Origin of the sequence: Acinetobacter tandoii (assembly GCF_008867985.1) — a bacterium.
Classification (GTDB): domain Bacteria; phylum Pseudomonadota; class Gammaproteobacteria; order Pseudomonadales; family Moraxellaceae; genus Acinetobacter; species Acinetobacter tandoii.
Genome location: NZ_VXLD01000011.1, coordinates 1 through 20,660 on the forward strand (window position 1 = coordinate 1; position 20,660 = coordinate 20,660).

16 protein-coding genes are annotated in these 20,660 nt (G+C 41.2%); 10 read left to right on the top strand and 6 right to left on the bottom strand.

Features of this window, described 5'->3' with window-relative positions; translation table 11 throughout:
* Nucleotides 1-854 precede the first annotated feature (854 nt).
* The gene (locus F4W09_RS13580; RefSeq protein ID WP_016168537.1) at nt 855-1,352 is read left to right on the top strand and encodes a hypothetical protein; all 498 of its coding nucleotides are present in this window, start codon (nt 855-857) and stop codon (nt 1,350-1,352) included.
* A gap of 161 nt (nt 1,353-1,513) precedes the next feature.
* Here the strand turns inward: F4W09_RS13580 and F4W09_RS13585 are convergent, their stop codons facing one another.
* Entirely contained in the window at nt 1,514-2,053 is a 540-nt protein-coding gene (locus F4W09_RS13585) for an NADPH-dependent FMN reductase (protein WP_016168536.1), read from the bottom strand.
* A gap of 246 nt (nt 2,054-2,299) precedes the next feature.
* On the opposite strand from F4W09_RS13585, the gene F4W09_RS13590 reads away from it, so the two are divergent.
* The 3 genes from F4W09_RS13590 to F4W09_RS13600 all read left to right on the top strand — a co-directional run bounded on the left by F4W09_RS13590 (nt 2,300) and on the right by F4W09_RS13600 (nt 7,204).
* Complete coding sequence (locus tag F4W09_RS13590) at nt 2,300-3,667, top strand: MFS transporter (RefSeq protein WP_016168535.1); 1,368 nt, start codon at nt 2,300-2,302, stop codon at nt 3,665-3,667.
* A 271-nt stretch (nt 3,668-3,938) separates the two neighbouring features.
* Nucleotides 3,939-6,335: a YgiQ family radical SAM protein gene (locus F4W09_RS13595; RefSeq protein ID WP_016168534.1), complete on the top strand. Its 2,397-nt coding sequence runs from the start codon at nt 3,939-3,941 to the stop codon at nt 6,333-6,335.
* A gap of 323 nt (nt 6,336-6,658) precedes the next feature.
* Nucleotides 6,659-7,204, top strand: coding sequence for a DUF2726 domain-containing protein (locus F4W09_RS13600; RefSeq protein ID WP_044738754.1), 546 nt, complete (start codon nt 6,659-6,661; stop codon nt 7,202-7,204).
* A 40-nt stretch (nt 7,205-7,244) separates the two neighbouring features.
* On the opposite strand, the gene F4W09_RS13605 is transcribed toward F4W09_RS13600, so the two are convergent.
* The 4 genes from F4W09_RS13605 to mdtD all read right to left on the bottom strand — a co-directional run bounded on the left by F4W09_RS13605 (nt 7,245) and on the right by mdtD (nt 11,455).
* Nucleotides 7,245-7,601, bottom strand: coding sequence for a RidA family protein (locus F4W09_RS13605; protein WP_016168532.1), 357 nt, complete (start codon nt 7,599-7,601; stop codon nt 7,245-7,247).
* 425 nt (nt 7,602-8,026) lie between these two features.
* Nucleotides 8,027-9,082 carry a DNA polymerase IV gene (gene dinB, locus F4W09_RS13610; protein WP_016168531.1) on the bottom strand — a complete coding sequence of 352 codons (1,056 nt, stop codon included), beginning with the start codon at nt 9,080-9,082 and terminating at the stop codon, nt 8,027-8,029.
* Nucleotides 9,083-9,216: 134 nt separating this feature from the next.
* Nucleotides 9,217-9,987, bottom strand: coding sequence for a glycoside hydrolase family 25 protein (locus F4W09_RS13615; protein WP_016168530.1), 771 nt, complete (start codon nt 9,985-9,987; stop codon nt 9,217-9,219).
* A gap of 76 nt (nt 9,988-10,063) precedes the next feature.
* A complete protein-coding gene (mdtD, locus tag F4W09_RS13620) occupies nt 10,064-11,455 on the bottom strand; it encodes a multidrug transporter subunit MdtD (protein ID WP_016168529.1) in 1,392 nt (463 codons plus the stop codon).
* Nucleotides 11,456-11,765: 310 nt separating this feature from the next.
* On the opposite strand from mdtD, the gene F4W09_RS13625 reads away from it, so the two are divergent.
* The gene (locus F4W09_RS13625) at nt 11,766-12,731 is read left to right on the top strand and encodes a hypothetical protein (RefSeq protein WP_016168528.1); all 966 of its coding nucleotides are present in this window, start codon (nt 11,766-11,768) and stop codon (nt 12,729-12,731) included.
* A 74-nt stretch (nt 12,732-12,805) separates the two neighbouring features.
* Here the strand turns inward: F4W09_RS13625 and F4W09_RS13630 are convergent, their stop codons facing one another.
* Entirely contained in the window at nt 12,806-13,426 is a 621-nt protein-coding gene (locus tag F4W09_RS13630; RefSeq protein WP_026441098.1) for an LOG family protein, read from the bottom strand.
* 329 nt (nt 13,427-13,755) lie between these two features.
* Between F4W09_RS13630 and F4W09_RS13635 the strand changes: the two genes are divergently transcribed.
* From F4W09_RS13635 to parC, 5 genes are all read left to right on the top strand, one after another.
* On the top strand, nt 13,756-15,339 hold the full coding sequence (locus tag F4W09_RS13635) for a TerC family protein (RefSeq protein WP_016168526.1): 1,584 nt from the start codon (nt 13,756-13,758) through the stop codon (nt 15,337-15,339).
* 73 nt (nt 15,340-15,412) lie between these two features.
* Entirely contained in the window at nt 15,413-15,880 is a 468-nt protein-coding gene (locus tag F4W09_RS13640) for a YchJ family protein (RefSeq protein WP_016168525.1), read from the top strand.
* A 63-nt stretch (nt 15,881-15,943) separates the two neighbouring features.
* A complete protein-coding gene (locus F4W09_RS13645) occupies nt 15,944-16,588 on the top strand; it encodes a trimeric intracellular cation channel family protein (protein WP_151505100.1) in 645 nt (214 codons plus the stop codon).
* Nucleotides 16,589-16,802: 214 nt separating this feature from the next.
* A complete protein-coding gene (gene niaP / locus F4W09_RS13650; protein ID WP_016168523.1) occupies nt 16,803-18,122 on the top strand; it encodes a niacin transporter NiaP in 1,320 nt (439 codons plus the stop codon).
* 262 nt (nt 18,123-18,384) lie between these two features.
* A complete protein-coding gene (gene parC, locus F4W09_RS13655; protein ID WP_016168522.1) occupies nt 18,385-20,604 on the top strand; it encodes a DNA topoisomerase IV subunit A in 2,220 nt (739 codons plus the stop codon).
* Nucleotides 20,605-20,660 lie beyond the last annotated feature (56 nt).

Below are 20,660 nucleotides of genomic sequence, written 5' to 3' on the forward strand. Positions count from 1 at the left end.
TATATAAATATTTATTTAAATTAAATGCTAAAGACTAAAAAATACCCGCGAAGCAGCAAATATAAATAACTTTGTACATCGTTTCCATCTTAAAAGACGTGATATCAATCAAATCACAAAGACTTTTTATAGCTATATTACCCAGTATTATTTGCTTTCGACGATTGAACTGACTGTATGAGGCCTTCATTTTGGTAGGGTCGACTAATGATTCAGTGGTCGCCAAAGCTTAATTTTTAATCTAGGGTTTAGTGTTTAGTTAAGAGTATATTTTGCTATACCATTTAATTTTACGAGCACCATGTTTTTAAAATGCTGTTTAAAATGTAAACAAATCTAAAAGAATACGTTTAATTATGTTGTCATAGGGCATGCTTCAATCCTAATGATCGAAATAGATCACAAATATAAGTAAAACCTAGCCACAGTTCGGTTTTGACTCAATCATTCTAGCGTTTTATAGTGATTATTATTGATTAAAAAGTAGGTAATTTAAGCAATTCTGAGATGAAATCGTTCGATTATAAGTATGGTCATAACTTAGATTTTGAAGAAGACAAGCCGATCAACAAACAGAAGAGGACATAGTAGGATCAAAAAAATTAGAAAAATCGAAGTTTAATTGGTCATGTTGGGTAAGATGAAGGAGGTAAAGTTCTATTTTAATTAAAAATTTCTCTGGTCGTAATTTTAAAAATTTAACACATGAGTTCCTTATTATTGAATCACATTACTGTTTAAGAGGTTATGACAGAATGACCTCTTAAACATCAACTTAAGGAGTTGATTATGAGACGATATGTATTTTCTTCAAAGATTTTAGTATTTGAAATCAGTAGGGTGAGGGTCTTCCCATGGGAACAACATTAACACTGAATTCAAGATTACTCGCAATCATTGCACAGCGAAACCCAACCATTTATGACATCGTTATACCACGTTTTACTTGCCCATCTGCTGAAACTTGGATTATTGGCAAACATTCTCCAGTTGCAGTGAGTCCACAACAATTACCACCTTCAGAATTGGGTGCACTTGTTGCTTCTGAATTTATACAGATGGTTTGGTTTGCAAACCGTTTTGGATTAGATTCCAGTTCTATTTTGGATGATCTAGATGATTGGTGTCCGACCTATCCAAAATGGCCCAAAAGGATACCTTGGTTAACTCCTCAGATCGATATTTCAAGACAACCATTGCCTGAGCCTCCTACAAATTGGCTTTTAGATTTTCATCTGGGATTTGCTGCGAGGTTAGCCACAGCCCAACTAGAAGAGAGCATCATCGGTGAGATCGTGACTAAAGCATTCGAGCGATCCGCTGTGTTGATTGAGTCTGAAAAATACATATAAATACTTTGGCAATTTTTTGATGAGGTTCATTCAGCATGGATAGGCATTTAAAAGTCTAAGACTTGAAAGGACTGCCTAACTCTTTCATTCAAGAAATCCTGTTGGGGTACAGGGTCGCTTGAATGAGAGGCTTAATTGAGCATAGATGGTCATGATATTTTTTATTTTTGATATTTAATCAGTTTTTCTAATATTTGCTTTAATCCATCGATTTCAAACTGATTGGCTTCAAAGTTCTCTTCTTTATTACGTTTAAAGATGTCGCGAATTTCTAATATTGCATTCGCGTCTACCATATTCAAACTTGAGCTTACTTGACGGATCTGACTGATGCCGCGAGAGCCATTGGTCGTACCATAACCAATAAATGCGGCAGGTTTGCCTTGCCACTCTTTGCCCAGATAATCTAAGGCATTTTTAAGGGCAGGGCTATAACCATGATTATATTCAGGGCTAATAAAAATAAAGGCATCTGCTAAGGCAATTTTATTTGCCCATAGTTGTTGTTTGGGTTGATCATAAATACCCGTCGCAGGAGGATGTGAACCTGAAAACAATGGTAAATCCCACTGTTTTAAATCAATCAGTTCGATATTAATGTCATGCAGGGAAAAATTAGAAATACAATCCATGATCCAGTGCGCAACTTTAATGGCTGTGCGGCCTTCTCGGATACTACCAACAATAAGATATATAAGCATGAGAGTTCCATTTTTTATTCTTGTATTTAAATTAACCATTTATGGCATGCATTCCCAGTCAAACTTTGTTAAGACCTTGTCAAGGTTTCACATACTTATATCTTAAAGATAATAAAAGCATGAATAATGAAGTAATTGCATACCTTTGTGGCATATCTATATATGCAATCGGTTTTGGACAATAAAGCAGCTTTACCGCATTGTGTAAGTCTATTTTGGGATGACTTCACAAGTTGGAGGTGAAGCGTGAGTACACAAACTTTAAATATAAATACTGTGGTAGATGAAGCCAAATTTACGCCTTTCCATTGGAGTGTTTTAATTTGGTGTTTATTGATTATTATTTTTGATGGTTATGATTTGGTCATTTATGGCGTTGCTTTACCTTTGTTAATGCAAGAGTGGGGCCTGAGTGCGGTACAAGCTGGATTACTTGCCAGTACAGCATTGTTTGGAATGATGTTCGGTGCCATGAGTTTTGGAACCTTGTCTGATAAATTAGGCCGTAAAAAAACCATTATGATTTGTGTGGCCATCTTTAGTGGTTTTACTTTTTTAGGTGCCTTTGCTTCTTCACCCGTTGAATTTGGTATTTTAAGATTTCTGGCAGGGCTGGGCATTGGAGGTGTGATGCCGAACGTGGTTGCCTTGATGACCGAATATGCACCGAAACGTATCCGTAGCACTTTGGTTGCCATCATGTTTAGTGGTTATGCCATTGGTGGTATGGCTTCAGCTTTATTGGGGGCATGGCTGGTTGCAGATCACGGCTGGAAAATCATGTTCTTTATTGCAGGAATTCCGTTTGTAGCTTTGCCGATTATCTGGAAGTTTTTACCTGAATCATTAATGTTTCTGACCAAAAAAGGCGAAACAGCGCAAGTGGCTGAGATTGTGCAAAAAATTAGCCCTGAGCAAAAATTAAATGCAGAGACACGATTTGTATTAAATGATGTTATTGCAGGTGACGAAGCACCTTTACGTGCCTTATTTCAGCAAGGACGAATGTTCAGTACCTTGATGTTCTGGGTTGCATTTTTCATGTGTTTACTGATGGTCTATGCGCTGGGTAGCTGGTTACCAAAATTGATGATTCAAGCAGGTTATTCGTTAGGTGCCAGTATGTTGTTCCTGTTTGCTTTGAATATTGGTGGTATGGTCGGTGCAATTGGGGGGGGAGCTTTGGCAGATCGTTTTCACCTGAAACCAGTACTCAGTATTATGTTTACTGTAGGTGCTTTAGCCTTGATTTTACTTGGTTTTAATAGCCCGCAGGCAGTGCTATATACCTTGATTGCTGTGGCAGGTGCTGCAACTATTGGCTCACAAATTTTACTCTACACTTTTGTAGCACAGTTCTACCCAACCGCAGTACGCTCTACAGGCATGGGCTGGGCATCAGGAATTGGACGGATTGGCGCGATTGTAGGTCCAATTTTGACAGGAGCATTATTAACCTTGCAGTTGCCCCATCAGATGAATTTTTTGGTGATTGCGATTCCTGGCATTATTGCAGCCTTGGCGGTATTTATGGTGAATTTAAAAGTTTCGGTTGAGGGGACGCAACAAGAGCAATTACCTTCAAAGCGCATTAAAGATTCCGTACTCAGTTGATAAAGTTTGAACTGATTGAAATGTATAACTCTAAAACCATCTGTTTGATGCTACAGCATTAAGCGGATGGTTTTTTGTATATGGATGGATATGAAATAGATAAATGTAATGCAGGTGCAGGGTTTTGATTTTAGAGTAAAGAGTAATTTTTAGATGCTTGTTTTTGTATATATTTTAATCAAGCAAGATGAATCTAATTCATGGTAAAATGATCGGCTTTCATCTTTGATCTATTTTGGATCTTCCATCTGCCAGCCGAGAATTGCTAGCCATGTCTACTGCTTATACCATGCAGACTGCGCCAACAGCGTTGTTTGATTACGACAAATATTGGGCGTCATGCTTTGAACCTGCGCCATTTTTGCCGATGTCGCGTGAGGAAATGGATCAACTCGGTTGGGATAGTTGCGACTTTATCTTGGTTTGTGGTGATGCTTATATCGATCATCCTTCATTCTGTTCGGGCATTATTGGTCGTACTTTAGAAGCGCAAGGTTTCCGTGTTGGTATTATCGCACAACCTGATTGGACCAATGTTGAAGCCTTCCGCGTTTTGGGTAAGCCAAATATTGCTTGGGGTGTAACCGCGGGTAATATGGACTCTATGATTAACCGTTATACGGCAGATCGTAAGATTCGTTCAGATGATGCTTATTCACCAGACAATGTTCCGAATAAACGCCCAGACCGTGCGGCGACAGTCTATTGCCAACGTGTGCGTGAAGCATTTCCAGATGTGCCAGTATTATTAGGTGGGATTGAAGCCTCTTTACGTCGTATCGCCCATTACGATTATTGGTCAGATAAAGTCCGTCGTTCAGTACTAATGGATTCAAAAGCGGATTTATTGATGTATGGTAATGGTGAGCGTTCGATCACTGAAGTGATGCATCGTTTAGCCAAAGGTGAAAAAATCCACGAAATTACTGATGTACGTGGTACGGCATTTATTATTAATAAGCATAATCGTGCATCGAAAGCCAAATTTGTTGAAATTGCATCTAATGATGTAGATACCGTGGGGCGTGTTGATCCCATCATCAATCCTTATGTGATGACCGAAGATTTAGACGGCTGTGAAATTGAAAAAGATAAGGGTAATTCTTTAACCCAATACCAAAATTTCCAAAAAGAATTGGTTGCCAACCCGATTGTTCGTGAAGGCGATCAATTGGATGCAGACACACAAATTGTACAGCTACAGCCATCGTCAAAAGCAATTAAACATAAATTACCGCCACGTGAGTTGGCAGTGATTCGTCTACCTGCATTTGAAGAAGTGGCAAATGATCCAGTTTTATATGCCCATGCCAACCGTATTTTGCACCTTGAAACCAACCCTGGAAATGCGCGTGCTTTGGTACAAAAACATGGTGAGCGTGATGTTTGGTTAAATCCACCACCGATTCCATTAACGACGGAAGAAATGGACTATGTGTTTGATTTGCCGTATGCACGTCTACCACATCCTGTGTATGGTGAAGCCCGTTTCCCTGCATTTGATATGATTAAATTCTCTGTGAACATCATGCGTGGCTGTTTTGGGGGCTGTACCTTCTGCTCGATTACAGAACATGAAGGGCGAATTATTCAAAACCGTTCGGAAGAGTCAATTCTGCGTGAAGTTGAGAAAATTCGTGATACGGCTCCGGGCTTTACAGGCATTATTTCAGACTTAGGTGGTCCAACGGCAAACATGTACCGTTTGCACTGTAAAGACCCTGAAATTGAAAAGAACTGTCGTAAACCCTCTTGTGTGTATCCAGGCGTATGTCAAAACTTACATACGGATCATGCTCCATTAACGCAGTTATATCGTAAAGCACGCGCCATTAAAGGCATCAAAAAGATTCTGATTGGTTCAGGCTTGCGTTATGACTTAGCAGTGCTGAATCCTGAATACGTGAAAGAGTTAGTTACCCATCACGTGGGTGGTTACTTAAAGATTGCGCCTGAGCATACTGAGAAAGGTCCATTGTCTAAGATGATGAAACCTGGAATCGGGACCTATGATCGTTTCAAGCAAATGTTTGATCGTTTTAGTAAGGAAGCAGGCAAAGAGCAGTATTTAATTCCATACTTTATCGCGGCGCATCCAGGAACCACGGATTACGACATGATGAACTTGGCAATTTGGTTGAAAAAGAATGGCTTCCGTGCCGATCAGGTACAGACCTTCTATCCATCGCCAATGGCAACAGCGACAACAATGTATTACACGGCTAAAAATCCTTTGGCCAAAGTGGCACGTTATACTGAAAATGTTGATATTGTAAAAGGGGAAAAGCGTCGTCGTCTGCATAAAGCCTTCCTGCGTTATCATGATCCAAATAACTGGCCATTGCTACGTGAGGCTTTAAAGGAGATGGGGCGCCAAGACTTAATTGGTAATTCTAAGCAACATTTAATTCCAACCTATCAACCGCAAGGAACTGAAGGCCAATATCAGTCTGCGCGTAAGAAAAACTCGACTGTTGCGGGTGATTCTCAGAAACGTACTGGTTCGGCGGGCGCGCGTGGACAACAGACCCAAGGACAAAATCACCGTCCGAAAAAAGGTCAAGTGCTGACCCAACATACGGGTTTGCCACCGCGTGAAACGGGTGAGAAGCGACCTTTTAATGCCAATGCAGCAAAGAAAAGAAAAAATCCAAAAGCACGGGCCTAAAATGAACGAAAAGACGCTACGGCGTCTTTTTTTATCCTTCTATTCGTCGGAATTGTTCTGCGCTAGACTTAAGATGAATTGCAACATGTAGGGAGATTGAGCTAAAGTAATTTTATTCAATCATTTTGCATATAAAAAATATGCAATTTAATTGGCTCTCGTCAAGTGACGTGTGGTCATTTTTTATAATAATTTCGTCAAGATGAATGTAGTTTTTTAACTTGAACGTTTGAATAAAAATAGAGGCGCTATAATCGATTTTTCGGCATAAAAAATCGGTATAAAGCCGCAGGATTATAAAAATAGATTAAAGGAATAAATTTATGAGTATGTATTTACTGATAGGACTCCTATTGTTGTTCAGTTGCATGATTTTTAAAAGTTTTAATAATCAATCAAAACAACAGGATAGTGTACTTAAGCGGCGTGCAGTTTTTAGTTTAAATCAGCAGTTGACCTTTGCTCGCTTAAAAGAAATTCTTCCAAGCTATACTATCTTGGCGCAGGTTTCTTATGATGCCTTAATGACGACAAAATATAGCCGTACTCGAAATAAGTATCGTAATTTATTGGCTGATTTTGTGGTGCTCGATGCATCCCATCAGATTGTAGCGATTATTGGTTTAGATGATCCGAATGTGTTAAAGCGTTTTCAGCAAACACAGTATAAAGATGCACTATTGGCGATGGCAGGCTATCGTGTGATTCGTTACGATGAAGTGCCGAGTTATCAGCAAATTCGACGAGACTTTTTAGGTGAACTCCGTAAAGAGTGGCATGAACCTGATACACAAGAACTAGATACATCTTTGAAAAAGTATAATTTTTATCACAATCATGAAAAACGTAAGTTGAAACTATGGGGTTAAAATCAGCCTGAATGCTTGTTCAAGCTGATTTAAGTTCAGATTATTCTGGACGCACTGCGGTTACGGTCATTTCAACCAGTACATCAGGGGCGTACATTTTGGCTTCAACGCAGGTGCGAGGCAGTGCTTGCATATCTGCACACCATGCATCCCAAACTTCATTCATGCCTGCATAATCATTTTCTATATCTTTCAAAAAAATCATGACCGACAAAATATGACGTTTATCTGTGCCTGCATCGGCAAGAAAACGATCAATAATGCCTAAAGTCTGTTGGGTTTGTCCTTTAATATCGAGCGTTGTATCTGCTGCAAGCTGACCTGCAAGATGAACCAAGTTACCTGAAATGGCAATTTCAGAAAAACGCTTTTCGACATGTAAACGTTGAACCGTCATGTGATTTCCATGATGTAAAGAGAACGGTCAGTTTACGTGATCCGTGATGATCTGCAAATGGTGTTTTGTATGACCTGTACTGTAGGAGGTGAAGATAATTATTTTGGGTAAGCGTTGGAAATAGGGCTTAAAAATATGAATCAATGAGAGCTATAAAATGTTGATGCGGTTTTAAAATGAGGAAGCATTGTTTTTTGGATGAGAAGAACAAAACCCATGTAATATGTTCAGAATTGCCCTGTAATACTCGGATTGGATCGTCGCGTTCACCACAGGACAACATGCTAAAAGTAAAGGTGATTTTTAGCATTTCAGCGTTTACATGGATAATGTATCGCGTGAAATAGGTTAACCTAAAAATAAAAAAAGTGTAGGGTTAATTGTTGTATTTTTATTCTTTTGTCTAAAAAAGATACAAGAAGAGCTTACCAGAGACTCAGTTGGGGTAGATCATCGGCAGGGGCTAATTGGTAGACACCTACGCCAATCAGGCGGAATTGGTATTCGGCAGGAATATACATTTCACTGAGTAACAATTCTAACACTTGCGTCAGCTCGGTATGATTATGAAGAGGAATTTTAAAACTTTTGCTGTGCTGAAGCACCTGAAAGTTTTTTAATTTGAGTTTGACCGTTACTCCGCGTGCCATAAGCTGCTTTTTATTTAAACTTTCCCAGACCTGTGTCGTGAGTTTTGCCCAATAGGGCTGACATTGTTGTAAAGTAAAATCATCATCAAATGTGGTTTCTTTGGAAATTTGCTGCCGTTCACGTTCAGCCTGTACAGGACGTTCATCAATGCCTTGAGCATATAAAAACAGTTGGTGACCATATTTGCCAAAGTGATGAATTAGTGTACTTTCCTCAATTTTTTGTAAATCCCCTAGAGTTTCCAATTGCAGTTGTTTTAATTTTTCTTGAGTGACTTTACCGACGCCTGGAATTTTTTTAAGGGGCAAATGCTGAATAAAATTTTGTACTTGGCTGGGTTTAATTACACAAAGACCATCGGGTTTATTCCAATCCGAAGCCACTTTTGCCAGAAACTTATTCGGTGCCACCCCAGCCGAAGCAGTTAAACCTGTGTTTTGGAAAATTTCTGCGCGAATACGCTGTGCCACTTCAGTTGCACTGGCCAAACCATATAAATTTTCGGTGACATCCAGATAGGCTTCATCTAAAGATAGTGGTTCGATCAGTGGCGTGTAGCGTTGAAAAATTTGGTGAATTTGTGCGGAAACTTCACGATACTGATTAAAGTTGGGTTCAATGACCACGACTTGAGGGCAAAGTTTTTTCGCTTGAGCCATCGACATGGCGGAACGTAGCCCAAATTTCCGTGCGGGATAAGAGGCTGCGGCAATGACCGCGCGAGGATGATGCGATGAAATCACTACAGGTAAGTGTTGCAGATCGGGACGACCACGTAATTCTACTGATGCAAAAAACGCATCCATATCAATATGTATGATTTTTCTCATATCGCCCAAAATTCACTAACCTCTACTTGCGAGTATGGCATGCTCCAACAAAGTTGTGTAGCTCGACATGCATCAGCGCGACAGAACATGACGGCTAATAGAGCTAATCCGTGAATGGAGTCATAAAAAAGTCTTTAAGGTGTGGTGGGGGTAAGCGGTTGAATCCCGTTCTTTTGTAAGAAAATACTCCAGTCATACACAGAACCATGAAAGACGTTCATATCGACGGGTTTGCTGATGCCCTGAATTGTGCCTTGATTGGTATGTTGCCAAAAGGTCCATTGGGGATTGCCTTTAAGTTCAGGTTGCCCTTGATATTCACGCACCCAAAGCGGTGTATTTTTGAATTCACCGGCCAAAACTATGTTATAGAAAGTTTTTGAAATATAAAAAATCGGTTGTTTGCCATAATGCTGTTGTAGCTGATCATGCATAATTTGAATTTCAGCCAATAACTGCTCTTTGGTATAGGCATTGATACAGTTACTGTCGTATTCCAAATCAATGACTGGCGGCAAGGCATCAGGTTTATTCGGTACGGTTTCAATAAAATTTTGTGCTTGAATTTTGCCGTCGCGGCAGAGACGATAAAAATGATAAGCCCCAACCAAAAAACCATGTTCACGGGCTTTTAGCCAATTATCTTGGAATTTTCGGTCTTTAAAATCGCCCCCTTCAGTTGCTTTCAAATAGATAAACTGGAATTTTTGATGTGGTACCTGTTCCCAGTTAATGTCCCCTTGATGATGTGAGACATCGAAGCCCTGCACTGGAAATTCCTGCGCAGCAGCGGGATTTTGATGAAAAATAAAAACATACAGCATCACTGCAAGACAAACGGTCCCGACACCAATGCAGGAAGCAATGAAGGAACTGGATTTTGTTATGCGTGTTGATTTGGTCATGCGTGTTTTAATCTCATCAAGTGGCGCTATGATAACGCGAGCATAAAATTGACTCCATGTGCATTTTGCAAAAGTACTATATGCTGCTGTTTTTGGGAATTTTCCAGAAAATTGCAGCAGTGATGATATTGATGGCACCCAGACAGATAAAGGTCATTTGAAAAGCCGTCGTGACTTGTGCAACACCATAATGTGCGGTAAAGAGGTTAATTAATGTACCTGCGAGTGCGACCCCAATACTCATAGAGAGCATCATGATCATGGACAGGAAACTATTCCCGCTACTGGCATTTTGCTGAGACAGATCTTTCAATGTAAAGGTATTCATAGCGACAAATTGGGTCGAGTTCAACATGCCACAAATGAAAAAGTGTAGTGTTCTTAGCCATAGTGGTGTATCCGCCGTGGTCAAGGCAAAACTGGCGAGGGCACTCCCGACGAGAATCGTATTGACGACCAGTACGGTGCGGTAGCCAAATCTTTGAATCACAGGGCGCACAATCGGCTTAGAAACCAATGAACCTAAGACCAAAGGAATCATCATCAATCCAGTGATGAAGGGTTCAAAATGGAAAGCTACTTGCAACATTAAAGGCAGCAAAAAGGGAAAGGCATTGCCACCCAGTCGTGCAAAGAAATTGCCTAAAATCCCAATCGCATAGATGTTGTTTTTAAATAATCGACTACGAAACAGGGCATTTTGATGCGTATGGGCATGATAGGCATAAATAGCGGAGCTGAATAATCCTAGGCCAATTAAAGCGAGTCCTTGCCAATGACTATGAGCTGTACTGGCAAAGCTTTCAATGCCTAAAGACAGCCCCACCATAGCGATGACTAACCACAGGAAGCCACTAAAATCGAAAGCTTGAACGCTGGGTTCAGTGGCGTTTGGTAAGGCTTTTAAGGTCACTAAAATACCTAAAACACCCATCGGTAAATTAATCAGAAAAATCCAGTGCCAAGTGGCAACTTCAACCAGCCATCCCCCCAGAGTTGGTCCAATTAAGGGCCCAATCAACCCCGCCAGACTCATTAAACTCATGGCAGATAAAAATTGATCTCGTGGAATCAGTTTTAGCATGGCTAAACGACCGACAGGCAACAGCAATGCTCCCCCGATGCCTTGAATAATACGAAATACCAGCAATTGATTGAGGCTCTGCGATAAACCACAACCCAGTGAAGCCAGTGTAAAAATGATAATCGCCGCTAGATAGGTATTGCGTACGCCAAACCGATCGGCAAGCCAACCACTTAAAGGAATACATGCGGCGACAGCCAAGACATACGCCACCACCACACTGTGCATATTCAGGGGGTCTTCATGTAAGTGTTTAGCCATTGCAGGAATGGCGGTGTTGACAATCGTGGTATCTAAAGCCTGCATAAAAAAGCCAATCGACACCAAGAAAACCAAGAGTCGGTATTCAGGTTGTAAGGCGCGATGTGAAATGGCTTGGCTCATAGATTAGAAATGGAATGGATCAAGATAATGTTAAAAGTCATGATAGCAAAGCACAGAGAAACAGTGCTCAATAAATCACATAAATTAGCAATCAAACGAACGTACTTAGGGGGAAGCTATGGGTTTAGAGCATTTAGAAATTGCTCACCTATAGATGAGTAAATAATCTAATTAAATTCAACAATAAAGCGCTTACTTATTCAGAGAAGTGTGCTGCCCGTCACACCAGTGTCATTAAAATGAAATAAAAATGTCATAATTTAAATGCCACCCCATAAGGGTAGATTTTTCTGATAAAGGCTTAGGTGTTATGACAATTGAAATTTTGATGATTGTGGGTTTCTGTTTAGCAGCATACTCAATTGTCGGAAATGATGTGCCACAAACTTTAGGAACCTTTATTTCCTCCAATGCGCACCGACCTTGGTGGGTCCTTTGGCTGTATACCAGCAGTATTCTAGTTGTGGTGTTGCTATATGGCTGGTTTGCTTCAGGGACAGGAGACGCCTCTTATGGACGTTTAGAAACCATTCCTTTCCCAGAGACAGGCATTACTTGGCTGTATATTGTTCCCCCAATTTTATTGATTATTTTGACCAAATATGGGATTCCAGTCAGTACCACCTTTTTAGTGCTCACGATTTTTTCTCCGAGCAGCTTAAGCGCTATGTTGACCAAATCGATGATGGGTTATGCCGTTGCGTTTGTGGTCGCGATTTTGGTTTATCGCTTTGTGATGAAAGGGATTAGCATCTATTTAAGTAAAACCCGTCATAAGGAACCTTCACATATTTGGATTGGCTTGCAATGGGTGTCGACGGCATTTTTGTGGAGCCAGTGGCTAATTCAAGATTTAGCCAATATCTTTGTTTATGTCCCGCGCCAAGTGCCATTTGAATTCTTAATTTTTGGCATTTTGGTGTTTGTGGTATTGCTCGGTTGGATTTTTTACCGCCGTGGTGGAGCAATTCAAAACATTATCGATACCAAAACTGGGGTCGCAGATATTCGCGCAGCCACGATTATCGACTTTATGTATGCCATCATTTTGCTGGTGTTTAAAGAGTGGAGTAATATCCCAATGAGTACCACATGGGTATTCTTGGGCTTGCTGGCAGGACGTGAGTTTGCGTTGTCCATGCATTTGGCGGAAGTCAATAAATATCGGACTTCACGTAATGTTAGTAAAGATGCCATGAAATTAATGTTTGGCTTGGCTATCAGTGTACTGTTGGCAACTGGATTACCTTGGTTGTATCAACACATTTCAGGTTGAAATTTCGGGTAAACGTTCAATCAAGTCAAAAAAAGCGAGCATGAAGGGCTCGCTTTTTTTATAAGTAAATTTGACTAAATCACGAAATGTACAGGTGCTTGCAGGTTCTTCAGTGCATTTAAAATTTGTTCGGCATGATTACACACAATTAGTTTGGCACGATGTTGCGGCGGTAAAAAGCCTTCTTGTACAGCATGATCCAGTTGAGCAATTAAGGCATCATAAAAATTGTTGACGTTATACAGTATCATGGGTTTCTGATGTTGATTGAGTTGCCCCCAAGTGGCTATTTCTAAAATTTCTTCAAATGTGCCTAAGCCACCAGGTAAGGCAACAAAAGCGCTGGCACGCTCTGCCATCATGGCTTTACGTTCATGCATGGTTTTGACCACATGTAATTCTGTCAGTTGATTATGCGCAATTTCATAATCCAACATAAATTCAGGGATCACCCCTACGGTATCACCGCCATGTTCAATTACAGTATCGGCAACTTGACCCATTAATCCTATGCTCGCACCGCCATACACGAGACCGAAACCTTGTTCTGCAATGGCGCTTGCCAGTGCAATCGCCTTTTCTTTATAAATGGGATGATTACCAGAACGTGAACCGCAGTAGAGCGCAATGAGGGCTTGAGAAGTTTTCGTTGTTACTTTTTCATGTTTTACAGTCATTTTTAATACGCTATTCATCATTCTCTATTTTACCTTATCACTTTCTTGTTGGCTGCTCTAGCTTATGTAAGAAATATGACAAGGCGATGTTGCGTATTATTGTTGTGGCTATTTTTATGTTGTTGCTTGGTGACGCAAAATATGCATTGTCTAAAAAAAGATGAATTTAGTACTGATCTTGCCTATACTGAGCTTCTGTTTTACAACAAATGAATCAACATGAGTCGTGACTGTTGTCGCACTAAACGAACACACATTTTTGCCATAATAAGAGAGAAGATGCAGAGCCAATTTGCACTTAAACCTCGCCCTATTGATCCTGAATTCCTGATGAAGGAGAGCATTCAATGATTTTTGAGTGGATGTCTGATCCTTCTGCATGGGTAGGCTTAGCGACCTTAGTAGTGCTTGAAATTGTATTGGGGATTGATAACCTCGTTTTTATTGCAATTTTGGCAGAAAAATTACCACCAGAACAACGCAATACCGCGCGTATTCTCGGGCTGATTTTAGCTTTAGGTATGCGATTAATTTTATTGGCGTCCATTGCATGGGTGGTGACGCTCACCAATCCGTTATTCCACATTTTTGAACATCCATTTTCTGGGCGAGACTTAATCTTGCTGCTGGGTGGGGTTTTCTTGCTGTTTAAAGGCACCATGGAATTACGTGAGCGGATTGAAGGAAAGCCTGCCTTAAAGGAAGAAAATCCTGTACATGCGACTTTCTGGATGGTGATTGTCCAAATTGTGATTTTAGATGCAGTGTTCTCCTTAGACAGCGTAATTACCGCCGTGGGCATGGTGAAGCATCTGTCGGTGATGATGATTGCGGTCATTATTGCTGTGGGCATTATGTTGTGGGCATCTAAGCCACTCATGGATTTTGTGAACAGACATCCGACTGTAGTGATTCTGTGTTTGTGTTTCTTGATGATGATCGGTTTCTCTTTGGTGGTCGAAGGTTTTGGCTACCATATTCCGAAGGGTTACTTATATGCCGCAATTGGTTTCTCGGTCATGATCGAGTTCCTGAACCAAACGGTGAAGAAAAATCAGGAAAAAATGGTCACCACCAACGATTTACGTTATCGCACAGCTTCAGCAGTACTGCGTATGTTGGGGGGGAAAAATGCCAGTGATGCACCTGAACATCAAAACGAAGATGTCTTGGCAACCCGCGCTTTTGCTGATGAAGTCTTTGATCAGGAAAATGGGGTGTATCACAGTGTTATGGTGCAAGGGGTATTAGGGCTTTCCGAGCGTCCAGTCAAATCTGTCATGACTCCACGTCCTGAACTGGAATGGCTAGATTTAGATGAAGATGAAGCAGCGATCAAACAACAATTGTTGAGCATGACCCATTCTCGTTTGATTGTGGCACATGGTGAGCTGGATAATATTGCAGGTGTAGTTCTGACGCATAAAGTCATGAATGAATACATCGAAACTGGGGTATTGAATTTCGAGAAGCATTTACGTGACCCAGTGATCGTCCATGAAAATGCACAAGTGTTGATGGTGATGGAACAATTGCGTCAAGCGCCATTACAGTTGGCGATTGTATTGAATGAATATGGCTCGATTGAAGGGATTGCCACACCGATTGATGTCCTTGAAGCGATTGCAGGTGAATTCCCTGATGAAGATGAATTGGAAACCGCGGCAGAAAGCCTAGAAGATGGCAGTTTGATTCTGGATGGTTCGACCGATATTCGCCATGTTTCCCTGTTATTGGGCAAAAACTTGGTGGATGACTCAGAACAGTATTCAACTTTATCGGGTTATTTATTGTTCCATTTAGGCCGTTTGCCTGAAAATGGTTCTAGTATCGAAGCTGATGGCTTTATTTTTGAAGTCGTGACGATGGATGGTCATAAAATTGAGAAAGTTCATGTGATTCCAAAACACATCGTGGAAAAAGATGATTAACGCTGTAGAAACCCGCGTTTAAACTTCAGTTAAAATAGCCCGCAATGTTCGGGCTATTTTATTGGGAAAATGTATGTCAGAAGAACAATGCCCTTGTGGCTTAGGATTATATGCCGAGTGTTGTCAGCCTTTGCATTTAGGGCAACGTATTGCGCTCAGTGCGGAACAGTTGATGCGTTCGCGTTATAGCGCATTTGCCAAACAGCAGATTGACTATATTGTGCAGACCACGGCGATTGGGCAGCAATCTGCTTTAGATATCCCAGCGATTAAGGCATGGAGTGAATCTAATCAATGGTTAGGTCTAGAAGTGGTACAAGCGCAGGAAAAACTGGACAAGGCCCATGCCCAAGTGGAATTCAAAGCACATTATCATGATGGGCAACAGGCCCAAACACATCATGAAGTTTCACATTTTGTGAAACAGGCAGGGCACTGGTATTTCCTTGATCCAACCACAGAGCAAGTGATCACCATGAAACAGCCCTGTATTTGTGGCTCGGGTAAAAAATTTAAGCAATGTTGTGCACAATTTTTATAACGTTCAGTTTGGATTTGGCTTAGAATAGCCCGCATCTTAACCCTTCAATGGAAGCGCAGGGCGATGTTACTGACCATAATTTATATTATTGCGATTACGGCTGAGGCCATGACTGGGGCACTGTCTGCTGGTCGACGTAGTATGGATTGGTTTGGGGTAATTCTGATTGCCTGTGTGACCGCTTTAGGTGGTGGGTCGGTCCGTGATGTATTGCTTGGACATTATCCTTTGACTTGGGTCAAGCATCCTGAATATTTGGTCCTTACTTGCTGTGCAGCGTTGTTTACCATTTTGATTGCCAAGTGGATGCGCCATTTACACAATATTTTCTTGGTGTTAGATGCATTAGGTTTAATCGGCTTTACCATTATTGGTTGCCAAATTGCCTTGTCGATGGAACATGGTTTTGTGGTTTCCGCAGTGGCAGGCATTATGACAGGGGTTTCGGGTGGGATTTTGCGTGACATTTTGTGTAACGATGTCCCATTAGTATTCCGTCGTGAGCTCTATGCCAGTATTTCTTTTGTCGCAGTGATTTGTTATTGGGTCTGTCTGGAAATTGGACTATCTCTAGAGTTGACGGTGATTTCAACCCTGATTTTTGGATTTTCTTTACGTCTGATTGCGATTTATTTTGGTCTGGAAATGCCGAAATTTATTTATAAAGATGATGATGCCGATTCTGCCTCTTCAACCGATACGCATTAATCAACGATTGCAATTTTGCCAAAATTTAAAATGATAATGCCCAAAGCCAAATTTGGGCATATACTTAAAATATAAAATAAATTTCATTTCCCCATCGCTCAACAAAATTTATTAAAATAGACTGCGTGGTATTTTTTCTTCTGTAACAACATAAAATTGCATAGCAGTTCTTTTCAATGTTGTTATTTTCCTCATCTTAACTTGAGTCATCACTATGGATTTAGTTTCACGTGTACAACGTTTACCTGTTGGAAAGTTCCACTATACCTTGCTGTGGGTGATTGGCTTGGGCTGGATGTTTGATGCCATGGATACTGGGTTGATTTCCTTCATTCTAACCAAGATGGCAACCGAGTGGAGTATGAGTCCCGCAGAAAAAGGCTGGGTGGTGTCGATTGGTTTTGTCGGTATGGCGATAGGTGCGGTCTGTTCAGGAGCATTAGCTGACCGTTGGGGGCGACGCAATGTTTTTGCGGTGACTCTGGTCACTTATAGTATTGCCACAGCGTTGTGTGCCTTTGCGCCAAATCTGACTTGGTTGTTGGTATTTCGTTTTATTGTCGGCTTAGGGCTTGGTGGACAACTCCCTGTTGCGGTGACTTTGGTCAGTGAATACATTCCTGCACAGGTACGTGGGCGATTTATTGTATTGCTGGAAAGTTTTTGGGGACTGGGTTGGTTAGTCGCCGCTTTGGTGTCTTATTTTGTGATTCCGAGTTATGGCTGGCATGTCGCGTTCTTAATTGGCGGTTTGCCTGCGCTATATGTATTTATGATTTTAAAGAAAGTCCCTGAATCAGTACCATATTTAATTAACCGTGGGCGGATTGAAGAAGCCCATGCTTTGGTGCAAAAACTGGAGCGTGAATGTGGCGTGGAAGTCATACAGCAGATTGAAGTAAAACCAGTTGCTGCCAAGCAAAGCGTATCTTTTTCACAACTGTGGTCAAACCCTTTTGCAAAACGTACTTTAATGCTGTGGCTGATCTGGTTTGGCATTGTCTATTCTTATTATGGCATTTTCACGTGGTTACCCAGCCTGTTAGTCAAACAAGGTTATAGCATTGTGCAGTCATTTGAATATGTACTGGTGATGATTTTGGCACAACTTCCAGGCTATATCGCAGCCGCTTGGCTGGTCGAGAAACTAGGACGTAAATGGACATTGGCCGGTTTTATTGGCTTATGTGCTGTTTCGGCTTACTTCTTTGGACAGGCAAATACCGTCACTTTGATTATGTTTTGGGGCTGTCTGATGTCGTTCTTTAATTTAGGGGCATGGGGCGTACTCTATACTTATACCCCAGAACAATATCCGACCAATATTCGTGCCTTTGGTTCGGGTTGGGCCTCTGCGATTGGGCGTATGGGCGGCATCGTGGCGCCGTTGGTAGTGACGCAAATGATGGTGCAGAGCAATGGCTTTCATCATGTATTTATGATGTTTACCGCAGTCTTGTTTGCTGTAGCATTGGTCATTTTGGTTTTAGGTGAAGAAACCAAAGGCAAAACATTAGAATCGATTGGTATGTAGAATTTGCAGAGAGTTTGGGCGGCAAAATTGTCGCCATTCTATATTTTGGCTTATTAGCTGAACGTGTGTTAAACCCATTGCTGTGAAAATAAAAAATTATAAGTTGATCATTTATTTAAAAGTGGATAATTTTACGACATCAGAGACCCATTAAGACACAAATTGTCGTGGTAGTAGATGGCACACCCTTGTGCAGTCACAGTCTGAGACTTAGCATAAGAACTTAGATAAAAAAACGATTTGATTAGGATGAAAGGTTGTTATGACGAACCTTGCGCATCACGCAACTGAAAACCGCTCCGTCGCAGAATTTACTGAACGCGCCTACCTCAATTATGCCATGTACGTGATTATGGACCGTGCTTTGCCTCACATCAGTGATGGTTTAAAGCCTGTTCAACGCCGTATTGTGTACGCCATGAGTGAGCTTGGACTCAAACCAAGTGGTAAACCGAAAAAATCTGCACGTACTGTGGGTGATGTATTGGGTAAATACCATCCACATGGTGATTCGGCATGTTATGAAGCCATGGTGTTGATGGCACAACCGTTTAGCTATCGTTATCCATTTATCGAAGGTCAGGGCAACTGGGGTTCACCTGATGATCCTAAGTCCTTTGCTGCCATGCGTTATACCGAAGCCAAATTGTCACAGTACAGTGAGGTATTGTTGGCAGAATTGGGACAGGGCACCTGTGACTGGCAAGATAACTTTGATGGTTCAATGAAAGAACCTGTCAATTTGCCTGCTCGTGTGCCGAATATTCTGTTAAATGGTACAACAGGTATTGCGGTCGGTATGGCCACTGACATTCCACCGCATAACTTGCGTGAAGTGGTCAAAGGCACAATCGCTTTGATTCGCAACCCAAATTTAAGCGATGAGAAAGTCGCAGAATATATTCCTGCTCCTGATTTACCGACCAAAGCTGAAATTATTACCCCTCCGAGTGAATTACTTAAAATTCAAACCACAGGTCGTGGTAGTTACCGTATGCGTGCGGTGTACAGCATTGAAAAAAATGAAATTGTGATTACCGACTTGCCTTACCAAGTGTCAGGATCAAAAGTGATCACACAAATTGCTGATCAGATGCAAGCGAAAAAATTGCCATTGGTTAGCGATGTTCGTGATGAATCGGATCATCAAAACCCAACTCGATTGGTTATTGTCCTGCGCTCGAACCGGATTGATGCAGAAGCGGTGATGAGTCATTTATTTGCCACAACCGATTTAGAATCTAGCTATCGCGTCAATATGAATATGATTGGTGCAGATGGTCGTCCGCAAGTGAAATCGATTCGTCGTATTTTATTGGAATGGATTGAAATTCGGAAAGAAACAGTCACGCGTCGTCTGCAATATCATTTAAATAAAATTGAAAAACGCCTGCACATTTTGGCAGGTTTGCTCATCGCATATCTAGATATCGATACCGTGATTCGCATCATCCGAGAAGAAGAGCATCCGAAAGCGGAATTGATGTCACATTTTGGCATTGATGAGATTCAAGCCGAAGCCATTTTGGAATTGAAATTACGCCACTTGGCGAAATTAGAAGAAATGGAAATTCGCCGTGAACAAGAAGAACTGGAAGCCAAAGCTGCTATTATTCGTGAACAATTGGCGAATCCAGAATCTTTAAAATCACTGATTATTAACGAACTAAAAGAAGATGCGAAACGTTTTGGTGATGATCGTCGTTCGCCAATTGTACAACGTGCGGAAGCAACAGCCATTAGCGAGCAAGATTTGATGCCTGCTGATCCTGTAACAGTGGTGTTGTCAGAAGCAGGTTGGATTCGCAGTGCGAAAGGGCATGATATTGATGCCGAGAACCTGAATTTCCGTGCGGGCGATCAGTACCGCAGTCACGCACAAGGCAAGTCTAATCAAAAAGTTTATATTTTAGATCAGACGGGGCGCAGTTATGCGCTGGCAATTAATAGTTTGCCTTCTGCCCGTGGTCTAGGTGAACCTTTGAGTTCCAAGCTTGCGCCTGTCAGTGGGGTAGGTTTCCTTCAAGTGCTGATTGAAGAAGATGAAGCAGAAATTTTAGCAATGAGTACGAAAGGCTACGGCTTTAAGACTCAAGCCAAACAGCTTGATACCAATGCCAAAGCAGGTAAAGCTTTCCTGACAATTCCAGAGGATGCCAAACCATTACCGTTATATCCTTTAAAGGGCGCGACCCATTTGGCATTATTAAGTACGGCTGGACGGTTACTCATTATCGATTTGTCAGAATTACCAATCCTGAATAAAGGTAAAGGTAATAAATTGATACAACTTGAAGATAAAGATCAAATTATATCTATGACAACCTTAAATTTAGATGAAATAATTCAAGTGGTTGCAGGCCAGCAACAACTTAAAATAAAAGGCGATGATTTACAAAAATACATGGGCAAGCGTGCGACAAAAGGGCAACTGTTACCACGTGGATATCAAAAAGCAAATAGACTGTTGGTTCAGAGATAAAACTAGCATGTATTTGTCGAAATAAGTTATATATGTGGCTGTGTTCGTGAAAATGG

Bases quoted from the DNA above. Each gene is read 5' to 3' on its own strand.
- F4W09_RS13600 (WP_044738754.1), top strand. From the start codon at position 6,659: ATGAGTATGTATTTACTGATAGGACTCCTATTGTTGTTCAGTTGCATG.
- F4W09_RS13640 (WP_016168525.1), top strand. From the start codon at position 15,413: ATGTCAGAAGAACAATGCCCTTGTGGCTTAGGATTATATGCCGAGTGT.
- F4W09_RS13605 (WP_016168532.1), bottom strand. From the start codon at position 7,601: ATGACGGTTCAACGTTTACATGTCGAAAAGCGTTTTTCTGAAATTGCC.
- F4W09_RS13645 (WP_151505100.1), top strand. From the start codon at position 15,944: ATGTTACTGACCATAATTTATATTATTGCGATTACGGCTGAGGCCATG.
- niaP (WP_016168523.1), top strand. From the start codon at position 16,803: ATGGATTTAGTTTCACGTGTACAACGTTTACCTGTTGGAAAGTTCCAC.
- F4W09_RS13615 (WP_016168530.1), bottom strand. From the start codon at position 9,987: ATGACCAAATCAACACGCATAACAAAATCCAGTTCCTTCATTGCTTCC.
- F4W09_RS13625 (WP_016168528.1), top strand. From the start codon at position 11,766: ATGACAATTGAAATTTTGATGATTGTGGGTTTCTGTTTAGCAGCATAC.
- F4W09_RS13595 (WP_016168534.1), top strand. From the start codon at position 3,939: ATGTCTACTGCTTATACCATGCAGACTGCGCCAACAGCGTTGTTTGAT.
- mdtD (WP_016168529.1), bottom strand. From the start codon at position 11,455: ATGAGCCAAGCCATTTCACATCGCGCCTTACAACCTGAATACCGACTC.
- parC (WP_016168522.1), top strand. From the start codon at position 18,385: ATGACGAACCTTGCGCATCACGCAACTGAAAACCGCTCCGTCGCAGAA.
- F4W09_RS13585 (WP_016168536.1), bottom strand. From the start codon at position 2,053: ATGCTTATATATCTTATTGTTGGTAGTATCCGAGAAGGCCGCACAGCC.
- F4W09_RS13635 (WP_016168526.1), top strand. From the start codon at position 13,756: ATGATTTTTGAGTGGATGTCTGATCCTTCTGCATGGGTAGGCTTAGCG.
- F4W09_RS13630 (WP_026441098.1), bottom strand. From the start codon at position 13,426: ATGAATAGCGTATTAAAAATGACTGTAAAACATGAAAAAGTAACAACG.
- F4W09_RS13580 (WP_016168537.1), top strand. From the start codon at position 855: ATGGGAACAACATTAACACTGAATTCAAGATTACTCGCAATCATTGCA.
- dinB (WP_016168531.1), bottom strand. From the start codon at position 9,082: ATGAGAAAAATCATACATATTGATATGGATGCGTTTTTTGCATCAGTA.